Origin of the sequence: Nocardioides sp. NBC_00368 (assembly GCF_036090055.1) — a bacterium.
Classification (GTDB): Bacteria; Actinomycetota; Actinomycetes; order Propionibacteriales; family Nocardioidaceae; genus Nocardioides.
This window is the reverse complement of sequence record NZ_CP107970.1, coordinates 4,336,512-4,354,750: the sequence shown is the minus strand read 5'-3', so window position 1 is coordinate 4,354,750 and position 18,239 is coordinate 4,336,512. Positions and strand designations below refer to the sequence as shown.

Genomic DNA, 18,239 nt, shown 5'->3' with positions numbered 1-18,239 from the left:
GGCGGGCCGGTACGCTTTCCTGGTCTAACGGGCAGCGATGCTCACCACGACTCGCAGGAGAAGACATGAAGAAGATCGTCCTCGTACTGCTGGCCGCGGCTGGCATCGTCCTCGCCAAGAAGAAGCTCGACCAGTCCAACCCCGAGAAGGGTCACTGGGCCGCGGCGACCGACAAGGTGAGCTGACCGACGGACACCCGTCCGGGGCGTTGGCGCAATTGGTAGCGCACCTGCTTTGCAAGCAGGGGGTTAGGGGTTCGAGTCCCCTACGCTCCACCACAGAAACCGCAGGGTGACCTGCGGTTTCGCTGCATTTGTCACGAGATCAGGGCGGCGTACGCCGGGCGCAGCTCGTCGGTCTGGGCCATGACGCGCTGGACGACGTCGGCCGGGGATTCCTCGGCCGGGGGTTCAGGTGCGTCGAGGAGGCCGGCCAGCTGGTCGAGGCAGACGTGCCAGCCGACGGCGGTGTCGGTGTTGCCGGTGGGGCCGCCCAGCCAGGTGGTGAAGGTGAGGCGGGTGCCGTCGTCGGTGGGCTCGAGCTCGAAGCGGAGCAGGTCGGTCAGGTCCGTACGACCGTCCATCCCCCAGGTGAACTCGAAGGTCCGGGGCGGGTCCCACACGCGCAGCTCCCCCTCCGACACGTAGCTGTCCGGGTCGACTCCCATCTCCTCGATCGCCTCGGTGGTGCTCGCCAGCTCCAGGCCCTCGGGCCAGAACGGGAGGCTCAGCCGAGCCCCGGCGACACGCTCCCCAACGATGTCGGTCGGGAACCAGTGCCGCAGGCCGTCCGGCTCGGTCAGCGCCCGCCACACCTTCTCGGGCGAGTGGCGCAGCAGGCGTACGTAGCGAAGGCCCGTCCTCTCGCCGTCGCGAAACACCTCGCCCATGGGTCCGGTCGTCGTGGTCATCTCAGTCCTCCTCGTGATCAGGGTCGTCGTGCTGGTCCAGGTGACGCTCGAGCGCATCCAGCCGGCCGGCCCACATCCGGCGGTAGGGCGCCAGCCACTCCTCCAGCTCGCGGAGCCGCTCGGGACGCAGCCGGTAGTGGCGGCGCGGTCCGTCGATGCGTACGTGGACCAGGTCTGCCTCGCCCAGCGTCCGCAGGTGCTTGGACACGTTCGGTTGGGCGAGCCCGAGGGTCTCCACCAGCTCGCCCACCGCCATCTCGCGCTGGCAGAGCAGATCGAGGATCTGTCGACGGGTCGGGTCGGCGATCACGCTGAAGACGTCTCGGGTGGGCACTCCCCAAACATGCCTTAGTCGGCATATGCCCGTCAAGGCATGTTTTCTCAGTGCACGAGCTGGTCGATGACGAGCCAGAGGGCGAAGATCGCAAACCCGCCGGCCAGGATCCCCAGCCCCACAGATGCGTACGCCCGGAGCGGCGTGGACGAGCGAACCCGTGCCGGGGCAGACCATGGTGGTGAGAGGATCGGCGGCTGGACCGGGGGCCGTGCGCCGGGCGTGACGGGTCGATGGTCGCCCGTCCCGAAGATGTCGTCCATGGTCGCGGGTCCGCCGTCAGCGGGCTCGAGTGGTCCGTCGGGGAGCGGCGCGGGGGCGAACGACGGCGTCGCGCCGGTCAGGGCGCTCAGCTTCTTGGCCTCGGCGGCCAGGGCGGCGTCGAGATGGACCCGCGCCGGATGGCCGTACGGAATGTCTTTGAGGATCTGGGTGTAGCGCTCGATCCGGGAGAGGACGCGGGCCCGTCGGCTGCCGTTCTGCAGGGCCCAGGCGACGCAGGCGAGCACCACGGCGAAGAGTCCCGAGATGATCGCGGTGCCCATGGTTCGGAGCGTAGTGCTCCGGGGTGGTTCACGCTATCCGACTGCGATCGCGATCAGTGCGATCGCGGGGAGTGCGGAGGAGGCGACCGTTCCTTTGATGCTGCCGCCGCGCGGAAGCCAGAAGCCGAGGGCGTCGGCGATGCCCATGAACAGCGAGGCGAGCAGCATGTAGATGCAGGCGACGACCACGACGGTGACCCCGGTGGACTCGTCCCCGAAGTTGACGATCCAGAGACCGATGAGCGTGCCGACCCCGGCGAGAGCGTTGCGGGCGCCGATGCAGAACGACCACAGGTGGACGTTGCGGATGCCGTGCGGCTCGATGCCGAGGAAGCGTTGGACCGCCGGGCGGTCGATGAGGAAGGCCTCGAACGGGAAGACGGCGATGAGGATCAGGGCGGAGATGCCGGCGCTGAGCTGTGCGACTGCGTTCATGGTGACCTGCTCGGGACGGGCCTCGACACGCGAGGCAGTGGAGATCGTGAAGGCAACACGCGTCCGGCAGGGCCCCGTGAGTAGACGGCTGTCTGGACACCGGAGAGCGGTATGATAGTCAGTCTTACTGACCATATTGACCAGGGTGCCGAACAGTGTCAAGGGGCTCGATGGACGTCGCCACGCTCATGCTCATCGCCTACCGGGCGATGGACGAGCGCGTCATCTCCGCGATGCGGGAGGCGGGCTACAACATCACCGTCGCGCAGGCTCGGCTCGCCCAGCGGATCGCCGAGGACGGTTCGCGCCTGGTCGACCTGGCCGAGCAGGCCCAGGTCACCAAGCAGACCGCGAGCATGCTGGTCGCGGCGCTCGAACGGGAGGGCCTCGTCGAGCGCGTCCCGGACCCGACCGACGGCCGTGCTCGGCTCATCAGGTTCACCGCGGAGGGGCAGGCCGCTGCCGACCGCGCGCGGGAGGTGGTGATGGGTGTCGAGCAGGAGTGGAACGAGCACCTCGGGCCGGAGCTGGCGACGGCGTTGCGCGAGGCGCTCACGTCGCTACGTGAGCTCGTCGATCCGTACCGGTGAACGTCCTGCGTTCGATTTCCGAAAAGCCAGGCTGAGCGGGCAAATCTCTGGTAACTGGGATACCGCAAGGGAGATACATTCCCTAAACAGGTTCACGCCGTTTGCGCAAGGGGCCTAATACCTATCGTCTCGCCATTTGGACCTATCACTCGTTTGAATTCCGTACGGCGGAACAAAGTGAGTCTTGAAAGTTAGGCAATCCTTTGGCGGGCGCCAGAAATAGCTCTGACGAAACCCTCCACCGCAAAGTCCGAAAGGTCAATGTTGTGGGCGCACAGTCCGTAGTCACCCGGGTCGAGATGACCCCAGCAGAGTCCCAGGCGGCAGCAGAGCTGTCGGAGAGGTTGCTCACCCGGTTCCGTGATCCGGTCTCCTCGGAGTTCCTCGAGACGGCGCCGTTCCTCGGTGGTGAGCTTCCCGAGAGCGTCGCCCGGGCGATCCGTGCGTTCCGCTACGGCGATGCGACCGATGCGCTGGTGATCAGCGGCCTCCCGGTGACCGCCGGACCGACCCCGCCGCACTGGAACCACCCCGACGCCCAGGCGCCGCACGCCGCCGACTTCTGGCTGGCCCTGATCATGGCCCAGCTCGGCGACGCCGTCTCCTGGTCCTCGCTGCAGGGTGGCCAGCTGGTCAACAACATCCTGCCGATCCAGAAGCAGGAGAGCCTGCAGACCGGCCACAGCAGTGACGTCGTGCTCGACCTCCACATCGAGGACGCTTTCAGCAACCTGCGCTGCGACCACCTCGGCCTGATCTCGCTGCGCAACGAAGACATGATCCCGACCACCGCGGTGGGGATCAGCTCGATCGACGTGAGCGGCCCGGAGTACGCGCCGCTGTTCGAGCCGCGCTACGTGATCCGCCCCGACGACGAGCACCTGCGCAACCTCCGCGAGGCCGGCGTCAACGAGGGTGAGCTGCTCGCCGCACCCACCGCCGTGCTCTCCGGCTCTCCGCAGGCTCCCGACGTCCGGCTCGACCCGCCCTACATGGAGGCGCTGCCGGGTGACGTCGAGGCCGACCGGGCCCTTCAGCTGCTCATCATGGAGCTCTCCGCGAACGTCGAGGACGTCGCGCTGGCCCCGGGCGAGATCCTCATCGTCGACAACCATCGTGCACTGCACGGCCGCAAGCCGTTCAAGGCTCGCTACGACGGCACCGACCGTTGGCTGCGCCGCCTCACGACCGTCAAGGACCTGCGCCGCAGTCGGGTCGCTCGGTCGGAGGCATCGTCGCGGATCATCGACCCGGTGCTCGAGCCTCTCCCCGCATCCCTTGAGCTCACAGGCGCTGGTCGCTGACGCTCGGGATCCAGGAGGCCGCAGGCAATCTGCCTGCGGCCTCCCTCTATGTGGCGCCATCTCGCCGGGACAGATGTGCCACATACCGTGACGGGGATCGGGAATACTCGTTGGGGTGAACGTGAGGCGATGGGGCGTCGGGGTGCTGGCCATTGGCCTGGCAGTTGCGCTGGTCGGCTGCGGGGACGACGGCGAGCCGAAGAAGCCGGAGGCGGCGCCGACGGAGGACGCCTACCCCGCGTACGCCCCGACGATGAGCCCTGTCGAGGCCGCCATGACGTTCGTGCCCGCGGGTGCGAAGACGCTGGCGGTGACCGACTACGACGAGGTCAAGTCGCTCTTCGGCCTCGACGACGTCACCAGCAGGTCGAGCCCGGCGGACCAGAGCGACCTGTGGAGCCGGGCCGACAAAGGCGCGGCCCAGGTCAGCGGCGGGCTGCTACGTGGCGTCGACGAGCGGCTGCGTGATACCTACCAGTGGGGCGCGGCCGATGTCGTCTGGGAGGCCAGGTTCACCGGTGCCGGTAAGGAGGGGTTCGTCATCAGGGTCGCCGACCGGGTGAAGCCGGGCGAGGCGATCAAGGCCGGCGTCGGCCCTCTGAAGGGCGCGAAGTTCGACCCGAAGACCCACCTGATCACCAAGAACACTGCAGCCGTGGATGCCGAGAACTGGGCGGCCCAGGAGGCGCTGGTCGCCGTCGCCGGAGGCCCCGCCACTTCGACGTACGTCGTCAACGGCTGCGCCGAGGGTGGGCCGAAGGAGAAGACCCGACTGGCCCCGGTCGAGGCCTACTCGGTCGAGTTCGGCGGCGGGCTGGCCACGCTGCGACTCGGCGAGGACCGCGACGATCTGTTCTACCGGCTGAAGCTGGGTGATCAGGATGCTGCGTACAAGAAGGTCTTCACCAACGGTGTCGCGGATCCGTCCACGGGCCGGATCGGTTTCCGGGTGACCAGCCCGGTGACAGCGGCCACCCTGGTCACCAGCGAACGCGTCCCATTCGCGGTCTGCGACTAGGCCCCCGTACGCTGGGACTGCTATGGCCGCCCAGACCAGACCCCCGCGAAGCATCTTCTCCCCCAGGATGTGGGGTGCGCACGCGCTGGTGGTGATCTTCGTGACCGGCGCGGTGCTGCTCGGGGTCTGGCAGTACGAGTCGAGCCAGCAGGACAAGCAGGACCAGGTGGCGGAGCTCGTGCACGCGAAGCCGAAGGCGTTCACGGACCTGATCGGGCCCAACGACGCCTTCCCGTGGGAGCAGATCGGCCGTCCGGTGACCGTCTCCGGGATCTGGATGCCTGAGGAGACCATCTTCATCGACGGGATGGAGCGGGGCTCTCAGGTCGGCTTCTGGGCCGTGACGCCGGTGCTCGTCGAGGACACTGAGTCGGCCGTCTACGTCGTGCGCGGCTGGACGCCGGAGGTCGGCACCGCACCGCCCGCGCCGCGCGGCCACGTCACCGTCACCGGCTGGCTGCAGCCGAGCGACTGGACCAACGTCGCCGACGACCGCAAGTCCGACAACGTCTTCCCGCAGCTCGACATCTCCGACCTGATCTCGCGCACCAGCTACGACCTCTACAGCGCCTACATGGTGCGCTCGCCGATCGAGGACAACTGGCCGGCCAGCTCGATGCCGGTCAACGACGGTGCCACCGACGTCGCCGACGTGCCGGCTCCGCAGCTGCCCGAGCCGGAGGCCACGACCGGACTGCGCAACCTGCTCTACGCGATCGAGTGGTGGCTGTTCGGCGTCTTCGGGATCTACGTGTGGTGGCGCTACGTGCGTGACACGCTCCGTCCGCGGACCGATGACGATGATGCTGATCACGGGGTCGATGCGTCGGGACAGATGGTCTCGACAAGCTCGACCACCGGGGGCGTACCCTCGGACGCGTGAACAAGCTGTTCGGCACCTACAAGGTGCTTGCGTACGTTGTCGGTGTGCTGCTGCTCGTCGGCACCATCTCCTCGCTGTTCAAGTATCTGCTCCCCGAGGGCACCGCTCTGCAGTCCTTCGGCGAGACGATGACGCCGCTGTGGGTCGCGCACGGCTGGATCTTCATCATCTACGTGATCGTCGCGTTCCTGCTCACCCAGAAGGCCCGCTGGACGATCCCCGAGTTCCTGCTGATGATGATCGCCGGCCTGATCCCCGGGCTGATCTTCTGGGTCGAGCGCCGCGTCGCCGACCGGATCGCTCCGAAGCTGGCTGACGCGGCCTCCTGACCTCGGGTCCACGACCGACCCTGTGGGAGGATCGAGGAGTTACATCCCGTACCAATCCCAATGTCGGAAGGGCAGGTCATGGCTGACCAGAAGGCCATCCTCCACACCAATCACGGTGACATCACGATCACCTTGTTCCCCAACCACGCTCCGGAGACGGTCGCCAACTTCGTCGGGCTCGCGACGGGGACCAAGGAGTACACGGACGACGCCGGCCGCTCCGGTGTCCCCTACTACGACGGTCTCGGCTTCCACCGCGTCATCGACGGGTTCATGATCCAGGGCGGTTGCCCCCTGGGCACCGGTACGGGCGGCCCGGGCTACACCTTCAAGGACGAGCCGCACCCCGAGCTCACCTTCGACAAGCCCTACCTGCTCGCGATGGCCAACGCCGGCCCCGGCACCAACGGCTCGCAGTTCTTCATCACCACCGGCCAGGCGCCGTGGCTGAACTTCAAGCACACCATCTTCGGTGAGGTCGCCGACGAGGCGTCGAAGAAGGCCGTCGACTCGATCTCCGGCACCAAGACCGGCGCGATGGACCGCCCGGTCGAGCCGGTCGTCATCGAGACGGTCGAGATCGTCGAGGGCTGATTGTCCGAGACGACCCCGGTCGGGGTGCCGGTCTGCTACCGCCACCCCGGCCGTGAGACTCACATCAGCTGTCAGCGCTGTGGGCGTCCCATCTGCCCTGACTGCATGACGGCCGCCTCGGTCGGCTTCCAATGCCCTGAGTGCATACGTGAAGGCCACAAGTCCGTACGCCAGCCCAAGCGCTTCACGGGCGCGCGGGTGAGCTTCCGGGCGCTCCCGGTGACCTTCTCGCTCATCGGCGTCAACGTCGCGGTCTGGTTGAGCATCGTCCTCACCGGATGGCACTCGTCGGTGCTTACACAGGTGCTCCCGATCCGCTTCAGGCAGTTCTGCCTCGGGCCGGACGGGCAAGCGGTCGTCGTGCCGCAGGCATCATGCACTCAGGCGTCCGAATTCGGTGCCAGTTGGTACCCCGGGGTCGATGACGGCGCGGTGTGGCAGGTGCTCACCTCCGTGTTCACTCACATCGACGTCCTGCACATCGCCGTCAACATGCTCTCGCTCTATATGCTCGGCTCGTTCCTCGAGCCGATCGTGGGGCGGCTCCGGTTCCTGGTCTTCTACGTGATCTCCGGCATCGCTGGGTCGGTGCTGGTGCTCTGGGCGAGCGATCCGAATGCAGCCACCCAGGGCACCGTCGGCGCCTCCGGCGCGATCTTCGGGCTCCTGGGCGTTCTCGTGGTGCTCTTCGTCCGGGCCGGGCAGTCGCTCTCCCCGCTGCTGCCGGTGCTGCTGATCAACGCGGGCATCACCTTCTTCGGCAACGGCATCTCCTGGCAGGGGCACGTCGGCGGGTTCATCGGCGGTCTCGTCGTCGCGTGGATCTTCACCTCGCTCCGGGCCGACCGGAAGGCGCCGTTGCAATGGGCTGCTCTGGGCGGGTTCACGTTGCTGCTGCTTGCGCTCGTCGGCGTACGGATGTTGGTGTTCTGAGGCCTTCGAAGCAGGTGTTTTCGGGGCGTTTTCACGGCGTGGACAAATCCACAGGTGTGGAAGACCCTGTGGAGAACTACACCCGTGTAACGCAAAGAGGCGCAACCGCAAGGGTTGCGCCTCTTTCGGGGTCTAATGCAGGGATCACTCCCACTTCGTGGCGAAGGTGAAGCCCACCGCCATGAAGCCGATGCCGACCAGCAGGTTCTTCTGACCCAGGTCGTTGAACACCCAGATCTTGTCCAGGTGGTCGTTGGCGAAGACGTAGAAGACGCAGATCCAGATCAGGCCGATCACGAAGCAGCCGAGCATGCCGACCACGACGCCGCGGCCCCGACCCAGCGGGGTCTTCGGGTGCGCGGAGACGGCCAGGCCCAGGAAGAGCAGGACGAAGCCGATCAGGTAGTTCCACCCCTCGAGCTTCTGCACCGGCTTCGGCCCGGTGAAGTCGCCACCGATCTCGTTGGGGCGGACCCCGACGTAGTAGTAGACGATCCAGCCGATGCCGAGGGCGATCAGCAGCAGGGCGATCCCGAAGCGCGGAGTGAAGATCGGGTCCTTGGGCAGGTCGAGATCACTCTTCTTCGAGAGCTTGAGCTTGGCCACGGGTGATGCTCCTCAGACAAATGTGATTGCTGCGCATACCCTAATGGTCGTGAGCTCCGGAACCCAGGCTAACCCCACTTCTAAACCAAAGCGCTGGACCCGTGCGACCTCCTGGAGGTTCGGTACACCCGTCGTGGTGCTGCTCTGTGGCGGCCTGCTGGCGGTGAGCTTCGTGAACGCGGACGGCACCGATCTGCGTCCAGGGCGCTACGAAGATCTGGCGACGCTGGTCGACGGCGAGCGGATCCGCTACAACCGCCTCGAGGCCCAGCTGGCCGACCTACAGAGCGAGGTTGACCAGCTCACCAGCGGGGTCACCGACAAGGACGTCAAGAAGCTCCAGCACCAGTCTGCGCGTCTCGCCGACCCAGCGGGCACCTCCGACCACAGCGGCGCCGGCATGCAGATCGTGCTGGGCGACGCGCCCTCGGAGGTCCAGGAGAGCTACACCGGCGACGACCCCAACTCGCTGGTCGTGCACCAGCAGGACATCCAGGCCGTCGTCAACGCGCTCTGGGCCGGTGGTGCCGAAGCGATCACGATCGCCGGCAAGCGGATCATCACCACCACGGGCATCAAGTGCTCCGGCAGCACGGTGCAGCTCGACGGTGTGCCCTACCCCCAGCCGTACGTCATCGAGGCAGTCGGCGACCCCGACCGTCTCCAGGCGGCGATCGACCGGGACGACCATGTGCAGAACTACCGGGACGACGCCCGCGACCCCAATGTCCAGATCGGCTGGTTCCTCAAGCCGCTGACCTATCTCACCGCGCCGGCCTACGACGGCCTGCTCGACGTGAAATACGCGAAGCCCCTGCCTCAGGACAAGTGAGACAGGGGCTTCGGCGAGCGGTCGGGGCTACGGCGCGGACGGGGTGCTCGGCGGGAGCGCCGGGTCACACGTCGGCGGGTCGCCCGGCTCGGCCGTCTGGGTGGCCGAGGCCGACGGGTTGGCCGGATCGGTCCCGGGCACGAGCGTCTGACAGCTCGGCAGGGCCTCCTCCTTCGTCGAGACGAAGATGATCACCTGGCCGTCCTGAGCCAGCGGCGTGCCCTTGGCCGGCGTCTGCTCGACGACGGTGCCCTTGGGCTTGTCGGTGTTCGGCTCGTCCTTGCGGACCGGCGTGAAGCCGGCGTTGCGGAGGATCTCCTCGGCCTGCTCGGCGGTCTTGCCGACGACGTTGGGGACCTTCTTCGGGCCCTTGGAGACGGTCAGGAGGACCTCGGTGGTCTTGCCGGTCGTGACGCTCTGGTCCGCGACCGGGTCGGACTCGATCACGGTGCCCTTGTCCTCGTCGGAGGCGGCCGTCTCGATCTTCACCGTGAAGTTGTAGGGCGCGCCCTCGAGCAGGTCCTTCGCCGCCGCCTGTTTCATCCCGACGACGTTGGGCATCTCCCGGTTGGGTGGGCCAGTGGAGACCGTCAGGGTGACGGTGCTGCCCTCCTCGACGTCCTGACCGGCGGGTGGGTCCTGGGAGATCACGACGCCCACTGCGACGGTGTCGCTCGGCTCCCGCTTCACCTCCCCCTTGAGCTTGGCCGCGCTGAGCTCGGTCCTCGCCTTCTCCTCGGTCAGGCCGGTGACGTCGGGCGCGGGCGTCGTCTGCGGGCCGAGGGCTGCAGGCAGGAAGTAGGCACCCAGCCCGATGAGGCCGATGATGACGAGTCCGAGCAGGACGAGAACCCACGGGCGCGGGCCCTGGGGCCGGTCGTCCTGGGGCGGGTAGTAGCCACCGTTGGTGGGGTCGCCGCCGTAGGGGGCGCCCGCGACCGTGCGGTTCTGGGCGACCTGGGTCTGGTCGATGCTCGGCGGCACGGTCGCCTGGACCGGACGTCCGGCGAGATAGCGCTCGATGTCGGTGCGCATCGCCTGCGCCGACTGGTAACGGTCCTCGACCCGCTTGGCCAGCGACTTCATCACGATCGCGTCGAGCTCACGGGGCAGCGACGGGTCGTGGGCCGAGGGAGGCTGGGCGTGCTCGCGAACGTGCTGGTAGGCCACCGAGACCGGCGAGTCGCCGACGAACGGAGGACGGCCGGTCAGCAGCTCATAGAGCAGGCAGCCGGCGGAGTAGACGTCGGAGCGGGCGTCGACCTGTTCGCCACGGGCCTGCTCGGGGCTCAGGTACTGCGCGGTGCCCACGACGGCCGCAGTCTGCGTCATCGTGGACTGGACGTCGTTGAGCGCCCGGGCGATGCCGAAGTCCATCACCTTCACGTCACCGGCCGGCGTCAGCATGACGTTGCCCGGCTTGATGTCGCGGTGGATGATCCCGTTGCGGTGGCTGTAGTCGAGCGCGTTGAGTACGTCGGAGCTGATCTCCAGCGCTCGCTCGGGCAGGATCTTGCGACCCTCACGGAGCACGTCGCGCAGCGTGCGGCCGGCGACGTACTCCATCACGATGTAGGGCTGGGCGACGCCGTCGTCGGACTTCTCCTCGCCGGTGTCGTAGACCGACACGATCGAGGGGTGGTTGAGCTTGGCCGAGGACTGCGCCTCGCGCCGGAAACGCGCCTGGAAGGTCGCATCGCTGGCGAGGTCCATCCGCAGCCGCTTGATCGCGACCACGCGGCCGAGCCGGTGGTCGGTGCCCTTGCGGACCTCCGCCATCCCGCCTCGGCCGAGCAGCTCGCCGACCTCGTAGCGACCGGCGAGGAGCGCTCCCTCAGCCATTGCCGCCCCCGTTACCGTTGCCGTTGCCACCGTCGGTGTTCTCTTCGCCGGGAATGTCGGGGAAGACCCAGCCGTCGGAGGACTCGCCGTCGGTCGGCTCCTCCTCGTCGGTCTCCTCCTCGTCGGGCTCTTCCTCGGTGGGAGTGGGGTCGACCTCCGGACGCTCGCCGTAGTAGCGGATGGTGATCGGGTCGCCCTCGTAGAGGTTGCGGGTCGGGTCGAGGCCGGCGACCGTGTCGGGCTCGTTGCTGCCGTCGTTGTCCTGGACCGCCACCTTGACGTTCAGGCCGAGGTCACTCAGCTCGGACCGCACCTCGTCGACGTTGCGGCCGATGTAGGCGTCCTCGTCGATCTCGACGGGCTTCGGCTCCTCTTCGGCCTTCTCCGTGGGCGTGGGCGTCGGGGAGGCCGAGGGTGTGGTGGAGGTGTCGTTGGCCGGAGGCGTCTCCGGGTCGGCGGCGAGGGTCGAGATGATCCAGATGATCGCGACGATCACCGCCACCAGCATCACGAGCACGACGATGTTGAACGGCTTCTTGTACCAGGGCCGCTGGTCTTCGTCCTCGTCGTAACGGTCGTAGGGGTCCTGGTAGCGAGGCGGAGTCGGACCCTCGGGACCGCCCGGACCACCCTGCATGCCGACGAAGTTCTGAGTGCCAGCGGGCGAGGGGACCGGGTCCATGACCGACGTCGCGGTCGCGTCACCGGGCGCGGCGGCGACGACGGTGGTGGCGTCGGCGTCGGGGTCAGCGGCGGCACCGTGACCGACCATCGCGGCCGTGAACGCGGCCGCGTCGGCGTAGCGGAGGCTCGGGTCCTTCTGCAGGCTCCGCATCACGATCGCGGCCAGGTCGGCGGGGACGTGGTCGGGCAGCGGCGGCACCGGGTCGTGCAGGTGGGCGATCGCGGTCGCGACCGGGGTCTCCTTCTGGAACGGCCGGTAGCCGGCCAGGCACTCGAAGGCGACCACGCCGAGGGAGTAGACGTCCGAGGCCGGCGTGGCCTTCTCGCCACGTGCCTGCTCGGGGCTGAGGTATTGAGGCGTGCCCATCACCTGGCCGGTGCCGGTGATGCCGGTCGACGCCTGGGCGCGGGCGATGCCGAAGTCGGTGACCTTCACCTTGCGCTGCGGGGTGATCAGCAGGTTGGCGGGCTTCACGTCGCGGTGCACGATGCCGGCCCGGTGGGCGGCGGCCAGCGCGTCGCCGGCCTGACCGAGCAGGTCGCGTACGACCTCGGGGGCCAGGGGACGACCGTCACGGAGAAGCTCGGAGAGCGGCTTGTGGTCGACCAGCTCCATCACCAGGAACGGGCGCATCAGGCCGGACGCGGTCGGCATCTCGCCGACGTCGTAGACGGCCACCACGTTGGGGTGATGGAGCGCGGCGGCATGCTTCGCCTCGGACTCGAATCGGGAGCGGCCGATCGGATCCTCGGCGTGCTCCGGCTTGAGGAGCTTGATCGCGACCTCGCGGTTGAGCGTCGTGTCGGTCGCCCGCCACACCTCGCCCATCCCGCCGGTGCCGATGAGCTCGTGGAATACGTAACGACTCATGAGATCGCTGCCTCCATCATGGCCTTCGCGATTGGGCCGCCCAGCCGTCCGCCGGCGATTTCGCTGCGTTCGGTGCCGCTCTTCTGGACCATCACGGCGACCGCGATGGACGGGTTCTCCGCCGGGGCGAAGGAGGTGAACCAGGCGTACGGCGGCTTGTCCGGCGTCGTCTGGGCGGTGCCGGTCTTGCCGGCGACGCTCACGCCGTCGATGGAAGCCGCCTCGGCGGTGCCGTTGTCGACGGTGCTGACCATCATCTGGGTCAGGATCTCGGCGGTGTCCTGCGAGACCGCGGGCTGGTTGTCGATCGCGGTCGGGTTGCCCTGGTCGATGACGTCGAGCGAGGAGGAGGTGACGCGGTCGACGAGGTAGGGCTTCATGACCTCGCCGCCGTTGGCGATGCCCGCGGAGACCATCGCCATCTGCAGCGGGGTCGCGATCACGCTCTGCTGACCGATCGCGGCCCGGGCCTGCTCGGCCTTGCCGTCGTTGGCGGGGTACTGGCTCTTGGCCAGCGGACCGAGGTCGTCGAGGTAGTCCTGGCCGAAGCCGAACGCCTCGGCCTGGTCCTGCATCTCCTCGTCGGAGAGCTCCATGCCGAGCTGGCCGAAGGCGGTGTTGCACGAGACCTCGAGCGCCCGGGTCAGCGTGATCTGCTCGCCGCCGCAGCTGGTGCCGTTGAGGTTGGGCAGGTCGGTGGTGGTGCCGGGCAGGTCGAGGGACGCACCGCCGTAGACCTTGCTGTCGCCGTCCATGTCGAGGTTCTCGATCGCGGCCGCGGCGGTGACCAGCTTGAAGGTCGAGCCCGGCGGCAGCGCGGTCTGGATGGAACGGTTGAGCAGCGGCTCGTCGTCGTCCTTCGAGAGCTGGTTGTAGGACTTCGTCGCGTCGGAGAAGTCGTGGGTCGCCAGCCGGTCGGGGTTGTAGGTCGGCGTGGAGGCCATTGCCAGGATCTTGCCGGTGCTCGGCTCGATCGCCACCGCGGCCGCTTGGACGTCGTCACCGAGCGCCGTCAGGCCCTCGTACGCAGCGTCCTGGACCTTCGGGTCGATGGTGAGCTCGACGTTGCCGCCGGCCGGCTCGGAGTTGGTGACCAGGTCGACCAGGCGGTTGGTGAAGAGCTTGTTGTCCTTGCCCGACAGCACCGAGTCCTGGGACCTCTCGATCCCGGTCTGGCCGTAGGAGTAGGACATGAAACCCGTGATCGGGGCGTACTTCTTGCCGCCGGGGTAGGTGCGTTGCCACTTGAAGGTGTCGTCGCTCGGCTTGCTGGTGGCGATCGCCTTCTTGCCGACCAGGATGTCGCCGCGCTGCTGCGAGTAGGCCTCCTCGGTGACCCGGCGGTTGTCGGCGCGGTTGTTGTACCAGCTCGCCTTGAAGAACTGGACGTACGTCAGGTTGAGCATCAGCGCCACGAACAGGATCAGGCAGCCGACACTCAACGTGCGGATGGGGCGGTTCACTTGTTCATCGCCCCTTTGTCGAGCTTGACGATCTGGGTCTCCTCAGCGGCGAGGTCTTCATCGGACGGCGCAGTCGGCAGTGGACGGCGCGACTGGTCCGAGACGCGCAACAGCAGGGCCACGATCACCCAGTTGGCGACCAGCGAAGATCCACCATACGAGAGGAACGGTGTGGTCAGACCGGTCAGCGGGATCAGCCCGGTCACGCCACCGACGACCACGAAGGTCTGCAACGCGACCGAGGTGGCCAGACCGACGGAGAGCAGCTTGCCGAAGTCGTCGCGCGCCACGATCGCCGTACGCAGGCCGCGCTCGACGATCAGGCCGTAGCAGAGCAGCAGCGCGAGGAGCGCGGTCAGACCGAGCTCCTCGCCGATCGCCGGGACGATGAAGTCGGAGTTGGCATAGGGGATCCGCCAGGGCTGGCCGGAGCCGAAGCCGCGGCCGATCATGCCGCCCCAGGCCATCCCGAACAACCCCTGTACCAGCTGCTCCGAGGAGGTGCCGTTGAGGGGCTCAGGGTAGTAGTCGAACGGGTTGAGCCAGGTCAGCACGCGGACGCGGACATGGCTGAAGAGGCTGAGAGCGGCGAAGACCCCACCTGCGAACAGCAGGCCGCCGACGACGATCCAGCCCTTGCGTTCCGTCGCGACGTACAACGTCACCACGAAGAGGCCGTAGAAGAGCAGGCTGGAGCCGAGGTCGCGCTGCAGGACCAGGATCGCGAGGCTGATCACCCACATCATCAGCAGCGGGCCGAGGTCGCGGCCGCGGGGCAGATCGATGCCGACGATGCGGCGCCCGGCCAGGGCGAGCGCGTCGCGGTGGACCGCCAGGTAGCCGGCGAAGCAGATCACCAGCAGCACCTTGGCGACCTCACCGGGCTGGAAGCCCACCGGGCCGAGGTTGATCCAGATCCGGGCGCCGTTGATCTCCTTGCCGATGAGCGGGAGCATCGGCAGGATCAGCAGGACCACCGCGGCGAGGCCGGCCGTGTAGGTGAACCGCTGCAGCATCCGGTGGTCGGGGACCACGAAGAGCGTGATCAGGAACAGCACGATGCCGATGGTCATCCAGATCAGCTGCTGACGGGCGAAGACACCGTCACCGGCCTTCATGGCCAGGTCGAGCCGGTGGATGACCGCCAGACCGAACCCGTTGAGCATCGCCACCAGGGGAAGCAGCACGGGGTCTGCGTACGGAGCCAGCAGACGTACGCCGATGTGGGCCGCCACCAGGAGCGCGACCAGCCACGTGCCGTAGCCGACGAGGTCGACCGGCATCTTCTCCTGCACCCCGAGGCCGACCGCGGCGTAGGCCCCGATCCCGACCGCGAGAGCCAGGAGCAGCAGGACCAGCTCCGCCCCCCGACGTGACCGGTGGACGAAGACCGGCATGGAACTAGCCGGAGTGAAGCCGCTCATGACCCGCTTCCCGCGTCCGCGGCGCTCTGGTCGGCCAGCGACTGCACCTTCTCCTGGGCGCCGGCCAGGTCCTTGCTGTGGATGCCGTCCTCGAGCTGGTTCTGGTAGGTCTCAGCGAGGTCGGCGACCTTCAGATCCGAGGTCTGGTAGGGCTCGGAGAGGTCGAGGCCGATCATCGTGGTGGGTACGCCACGGAAAATCGTGACGTTGCCCTCCTGCTCACCGATGTACCACTGGTTCTGCGACCAGACGAACGCGGTGGCAACGGCGACCCAGACGACACCGAGGAGGGTCAGCAGCCCGAAGGCCCAGCGCAGCTTCAGATACTTGGCCGGCGCCTGGAGGGCATAGCGCATCTCCTCCGGGTCGGCGGCGATCGCGCCGTCGGGGATCTCCTCGTCGATCGGGTCCAGCTCGCCGGTGTCGCCCATCCGGTGGCCGCGGAACAGAGCGGTCATCTGACCGGTCTTGGTGGTCCGCCGCTTGAGCTCGGCCGCGGCACCCACCATCTGGGCCTCGAGGCCGGCCGACGGGACGGTGTCGCTGGGCACCACGTCGGCGACCACGCAGGTCACGTTGTCGGTGCTGCCGGAGTCGAGGGAGACCCGGACCAGCTCGACGGCGGCGTACTCCGGGGTGCCGGTGGCCAGGATGTCGGCGATCCGGGGATCGTCCACGTAGCCGCAGACACCGTCGCTGCAGAACATCAGCCGATCGCCGGCGGCGAGGTCGACGATGAACAGGTCGGGCTCGAGCTCGCGGGTGCCGTCGAGGGCCTTGAGGATCAGGTTGCGGTGGGGGTGGGTCTTGGCCTCATCCTCCGTGATCCTCCCCTCGTCGAGCAGCGTCTGCACGAAGGTGTGGTCGTGGGTGACCTGGTGGATCGCGCCGTTGCGCAGGAGGTAGGCGCGGCTGTCACCGACGTGGCCGACGGTCAGCTTGGAGCCGTCGAAGAGGCCGACGGTCGAGGTCGTGCTCGTGCCGTTGAGCGTCGGGTCGTGGTCGACCAGGTGGCCGATCTCGTCGTGCGCCATGTGGAGCGCGTGGGAGACCAGGCCGATCAGGTCGTCGTCGACCAGGCCAGGAGCAGGCTCCTCGTCGAGCTTGCGCAGTTGCTGGACGGCCGTGCTGGAGGCGATGTCGCCGCGCGCAGCGCCGCCGACGCCGTCGCAGACGGTCAGCAGCCACGGGCCGGCGTACCCGCTGTCCTGGTTGTCCTTGCGGACCCGGCCCACGTCCGAGATCGCCGCGAACTCGAGGCGAAACGGGCGTCCGTCGGCAGAGCCACGGACAGGAGCGGGGTCGGGGGTGGGGTCGGTCGCAGCGGTCACTTGCGCAGCTCCAGGATTGTTTTACCGATCCGCACCTGGGTCCCGAGAGAGATGGCGGTCGGCTGATTGATCCGGACGGACCCGATGTAGGTGCCATTGGTCGATCCGAGGTCCTCCACGAACCACTGGTCGCCGGAGACGGCGATCCGGGCGTGGCGGGTGGAGGCGTAGTCGTCATCGAGGATGATCGCGGCATCGCTGCCGCGGCCGATGACGATGGGGGCCTGCGAGAGGGGCACGGTCACGCCGGCGTTGGAGCCGGTGGTGACCGCGACATGCGTGGGTACGCCGCGCCGCGGTGCCCGCGGCGCGGGAGACTTGCCGCGGCCCGGTGCGGCGGCGGGCTGGCCGGCGGAGGCGTTGGTGACTCGCGCGCCGAACATGTCGGAGCGGATCACCGACAACGCGGCCAGCACGAAGATCCACAGGATCGCCAGATAAGCGACCCGGATCAGAAACAGAGTCAGCTCGCTCAACGGCGCTCCTCCACGATGTGCGCGGTGATGACGGTGGTGCCGATGCGCACCTGAGAGCCGTCGTCCAAGGTTGCACTCGCCATCTTCTGCCCGTTGACCAGCATGCCGTTGGTCGAGCCGAGGTCGTAGACCTCGACGCGTACGCGGTCGCCGGCCTGCTTCGAGCGGAACTCGATGTGGCGGCGGCTGATACCAGGGTCGTTGATGCGCAGATCGGCGTCCGTGCCCCGGCCCACGACGAGGTTGCCGTGGAGCGGGTGCCGGGTGCCGTTGATCTCCAGGTAGGCCTGCGCACGGCTGACCTGGGTGTCGCTCATGTCGCCGCCCGAGACCGCGGCCTGGGCACGGCTCCGCACCCGGAACCGACCGATGGTCAGGTCCTTCGCCTCGCCGAACTCGATGCTCACACGGCCCGGGAAGACGAATCCCTGCGCCTCGGCGTGGTCCATCAGCTGGCGCTTCAGCTCTTCCTTGAGGTGGGGTCCGTAGGACTCCAGCTTCCCCAGGTCGCTGGAGGACAGCTCCACGAAGAAGTCGTTGGGGACCAGGCGCCGCTGGCGGCTGAGCACCTGGGCGTTGTTGTCGATCTCTCGCTGGAGCGCGGCGACGATCTCCACCGACTTCACCTCGGACCGGAACGCCTTGGCGAAAGCGCCTGAGATGAGCTGCTCCAGCTTCTGCTCGAACTTCTGCAGGCCGCTCACGTTGTTGCGCTCCTCTCAGGTGCCGGGTAGGCCGGGCGGGTTGGGTGTCAGTCGCGTACGGGCACAGTGGTCCCCGGATTCGGCCCGATCGTATCGGTGCACCCCAGGGGATCTGCCACTTCCCGCATTCT

Annotated in this window: 21 protein-coding genes and 1 tRNA gene; 10 read left to right on the top strand and 12 right to left on the bottom strand. The window is 67.9% G+C overall.

Annotated features, from left to right (window positions below; all coding sequences use genetic code 11):
- Positions 1 to 65 precede the first annotated feature (65 nt).
- On the top strand, positions 66 to 185 hold the full coding sequence (locus OG984_RS20755; RefSeq protein WP_328528088.1) for a DLW-39 family protein: 120 nt from the start codon (positions 66 to 68) through the stop codon (positions 183 to 185).
- Between the two features lie 17 nt (positions 186 to 202).
- Positions 203 to 278: transfer RNA gene (locus tag OG984_RS20750), tRNA-Ala, on the top strand.
- 38 nt (positions 279 to 316) lie between these two features.
- Here the strand turns inward: OG984_RS20750 and OG984_RS20745 are convergent.
- The 4 genes from OG984_RS20745 to OG984_RS20730 are packed head-to-tail and all read right to left on the bottom strand — an operon-like array spanning position 317 to position 2,224.
- Positions 317 to 910, bottom strand: a complete 594-nt coding sequence (locus tag OG984_RS20745; RefSeq protein ID WP_328528087.1) for an SRPBCC domain-containing protein — start codon at positions 908 to 910, stop codon at positions 317 to 319.
- A 1-nt stretch (position 911) separates the two neighbouring features.
- The gene (locus tag OG984_RS20740) at positions 912 to 1,244 is read right to left on the bottom strand and encodes an ArsR/SmtB family transcription factor (protein ID WP_328528086.1); all 333 of its coding nucleotides are present in this window, start codon (positions 1,242 to 1,244) and stop codon (positions 912 to 914) included.
- 47 nt (positions 1,245 to 1,291) lie between these two features.
- Complete coding sequence (locus OG984_RS20735) at positions 1,292 to 1,789, bottom strand: hypothetical protein (protein ID WP_328528085.1); 498 nt, start codon at positions 1,787 to 1,789, stop codon at positions 1,292 to 1,294.
- Between the two features lie 33 nt (positions 1,790 to 1,822).
- Positions 1,823 to 2,224: a DUF1304 family protein gene (locus OG984_RS20730; RefSeq protein ID WP_328528084.1), complete on the bottom strand. Its 402-nt coding sequence runs from the start codon at positions 2,222 to 2,224 to the stop codon at positions 1,823 to 1,825.
- A gap of 170 nt (positions 2,225 to 2,394) precedes the next feature.
- On the opposite strand from OG984_RS20730, the gene OG984_RS20725 reads away from it, so the two are divergent.
- From OG984_RS20725 to OG984_RS20695, 7 genes are all read left to right on the top strand, one after another.
- The gene (locus tag OG984_RS20725) at positions 2,395 to 2,814 is read left to right on the top strand and encodes a MarR family winged helix-turn-helix transcriptional regulator (protein WP_328528083.1); all 420 of its coding nucleotides are present in this window, start codon (positions 2,395 to 2,397) and stop codon (positions 2,812 to 2,814) included.
- A gap of 266 nt (positions 2,815 to 3,080) precedes the next feature.
- On the top strand, positions 3,081 to 4,118 hold the full coding sequence (locus OG984_RS20720; protein ID WP_328528082.1) for a TauD/TfdA family dioxygenase: 1,038 nt from the start codon (positions 3,081 to 3,083) through the stop codon (positions 4,116 to 4,118).
- A 115-nt stretch (positions 4,119 to 4,233) separates the two neighbouring features.
- A complete protein-coding gene (locus OG984_RS20715; RefSeq protein WP_328528081.1) occupies positions 4,234 to 5,136 on the top strand; it encodes a hypothetical protein in 903 nt (300 codons plus the stop codon).
- Positions 5,137 to 5,158: 22 nt separating this feature from the next.
- Positions 5,159 to 6,019: an SURF1 family protein gene (locus OG984_RS20710; RefSeq protein ID WP_328528080.1), complete on the top strand. Its 861-nt coding sequence runs from the start codon at positions 5,159 to 5,161 to the stop codon at positions 6,017 to 6,019.
- Positions 6,016 to 6,348 (top strand): DUF3817 domain-containing protein, encoded by a 333-nt coding sequence (locus OG984_RS20705; protein WP_008355624.1) that lies wholly within the window; start codon positions 6,016 to 6,018, stop codon positions 6,346 to 6,348. The genes OG984_RS20710 and OG984_RS20705 overlap by 4 nt, the downstream gene beginning before the upstream one ends.
- Positions 6,349 to 6,426: 78 nt before the next feature.
- Complete coding sequence (locus OG984_RS20700; protein WP_008355625.1) at positions 6,427 to 6,942, top strand: peptidylprolyl isomerase; 516 nt, start codon at positions 6,427 to 6,429, stop codon at positions 6,940 to 6,942.
- Positions 6,943 to 7,047: 105 nt separating this feature from the next.
- Positions 7,048 to 7,875 (top strand): rhomboid family intramembrane serine protease, encoded by an 828-nt coding sequence (locus OG984_RS20695; protein ID WP_328528079.1) that lies wholly within the window; start codon positions 7,048 to 7,050, stop codon positions 7,873 to 7,875.
- A gap of 144 nt (positions 7,876 to 8,019) precedes the next feature.
- Here OG984_RS20695 and OG984_RS20690 read toward each other — a convergent pair whose 3' ends face one another.
- Complete coding sequence (locus OG984_RS20690; RefSeq protein WP_328528078.1) at positions 8,020 to 8,481, bottom strand: cell division protein CrgA; 462 nt, start codon at positions 8,479 to 8,481, stop codon at positions 8,020 to 8,022.
- 133 nt (positions 8,482 to 8,614) lie between these two features.
- On the opposite strand from OG984_RS20690, the gene OG984_RS20685 reads away from it, so the two are divergent.
- The gene (locus OG984_RS20685; RefSeq protein ID WP_328528077.1) at positions 8,615 to 9,313 is read left to right on the top strand and encodes a DUF881 domain-containing protein; all 699 of its coding nucleotides are present in this window, start codon (positions 8,615 to 8,617) and stop codon (positions 9,311 to 9,313) included.
- A 27-nt stretch (positions 9,314 to 9,340) separates the two neighbouring features.
- Here OG984_RS20685 and pknB read toward each other — a convergent pair whose 3' ends face one another.
- Genes pknB through OG984_RS20650 form a run of 7 tightly spaced genes read right to left on the bottom strand, consistent with a single transcriptional unit; the run spans position 9,341 to position 18,108 of the window.
- The gene (gene pknB, locus OG984_RS20680) at positions 9,341 to 11,155 is read right to left on the bottom strand and encodes a Stk1 family PASTA domain-containing Ser/Thr kinase (RefSeq protein WP_328528076.1); all 1,815 of its coding nucleotides are present in this window, start codon (positions 11,153 to 11,155) and stop codon (positions 9,341 to 9,343) included.
- A complete protein-coding gene (locus OG984_RS20675) occupies positions 11,148 to 12,710 on the bottom strand; it encodes a serine/threonine-protein kinase (protein ID WP_328528075.1) in 1,563 nt (520 codons plus the stop codon). Before OG984_RS20675 ends, pknB begins: the two co-directional genes overlap by 8 nt.
- The gene (locus tag OG984_RS20670) at positions 12,707 to 14,173 is read right to left on the bottom strand and encodes a peptidoglycan D,D-transpeptidase FtsI family protein (RefSeq protein WP_328528074.1); all 1,467 of its coding nucleotides are present in this window, start codon (positions 14,171 to 14,173) and stop codon (positions 12,707 to 12,709) included. The genes OG984_RS20675 and OG984_RS20670 overlap by 4 nt, the downstream gene beginning before the upstream one ends.
- The gene (locus OG984_RS20665) at positions 14,170 to 15,570 is read right to left on the bottom strand and encodes an FtsW/RodA/SpoVE family cell cycle protein (protein WP_328528073.1); all 1,401 of its coding nucleotides are present in this window, start codon (positions 15,568 to 15,570) and stop codon (positions 14,170 to 14,172) included. Before OG984_RS20665 ends, OG984_RS20670 begins: the two co-directional genes overlap by 4 nt.
- 23 nt (positions 15,571 to 15,593) lie before the next feature.
- A complete protein-coding gene (locus OG984_RS20660) occupies positions 15,594 to 16,928 on the bottom strand; it encodes a PP2C family protein-serine/threonine phosphatase (protein WP_328528072.1) in 1,335 nt (444 codons plus the stop codon).
- Positions 16,925 to 17,404, bottom strand: coding sequence for an FHA domain-containing protein FhaB/FipA (locus tag OG984_RS20655; protein WP_328528071.1), 480 nt, complete (start codon positions 17,402 to 17,404; stop codon positions 16,925 to 16,927). The genes OG984_RS20660 and OG984_RS20655 overlap by 4 nt, the downstream gene beginning before the upstream one ends.
- Positions 17,401 to 18,108 (bottom strand): DUF3662 and FHA domain-containing protein, encoded by a 708-nt coding sequence (locus OG984_RS20650; RefSeq protein ID WP_328528070.1) that lies wholly within the window; start codon positions 18,106 to 18,108, stop codon positions 17,401 to 17,403. Before OG984_RS20650 ends, OG984_RS20655 begins: the two co-directional genes overlap by 4 nt.
- Positions 18,109 to 18,239: the final 131 nt, after the last annotated feature.

What these genes read in the sequence shown, in the direction of transcription:
- OG984_RS20665 (WP_328528073.1), bottom strand. Translation starts at nt 15,570, where the DNA reads ATGCCGGTCTTCGTCCACCGGTCACGTCGGGGGGCGGAGCTGGTCCTG.
- OG984_RS20695 (WP_328528079.1), top strand. Translation starts at nt 7,048, where the DNA reads ATGACGGCCGCCTCGGTCGGCTTCCAATGCCCTGAGTGCATACGTGAA.
- OG984_RS20745 (WP_328528087.1), bottom strand. Translation starts at nt 910, where the DNA reads ATGACCACGACGACCGGACCCATGGGCGAGGTGTTTCGCGACGGCGAG.
- OG984_RS20730 (WP_328528084.1), bottom strand. Translation starts at nt 2,224, where the DNA reads ATGAACGCAGTCGCACAGCTCAGCGCCGGCATCTCCGCCCTGATCCTC.
- OG984_RS20735 (WP_328528085.1), bottom strand. Translation starts at nt 1,789, where the DNA reads ATGGGCACCGCGATCATCTCGGGACTCTTCGCCGTGGTGCTCGCCTGC.
- OG984_RS20725 (WP_328528083.1), top strand. Translation starts at nt 2,395, where the DNA reads ATGGACGTCGCCACGCTCATGCTCATCGCCTACCGGGCGATGGACGAG.
- pknB (WP_328528076.1), bottom strand. Translation starts at nt 11,155, where the DNA reads ATGGCTGAGGGAGCGCTCCTCGCCGGTCGCTACGAGGTCGGCGAGCTG.
- OG984_RS20675 (WP_328528075.1), bottom strand. Translation starts at nt 12,710, where the DNA reads ATGAGTCGTTACGTATTCCACGAGCTCATCGGCACCGGCGGGATGGGC.
- OG984_RS20700 (WP_008355625.1), top strand. Translation starts at nt 6,427, where the DNA reads ATGGCTGACCAGAAGGCCATCCTCCACACCAATCACGGTGACATCACG.
- OG984_RS20710 (WP_328528080.1), top strand. Translation starts at nt 5,159, where the DNA reads ATGGCCGCCCAGACCAGACCCCCGCGAAGCATCTTCTCCCCCAGGATG.
- OG984_RS20755 (WP_328528088.1), top strand. Translation starts at nt 66, where the DNA reads ATGAAGAAGATCGTCCTCGTACTGCTGGCCGCGGCTGGCATCGTCCTC.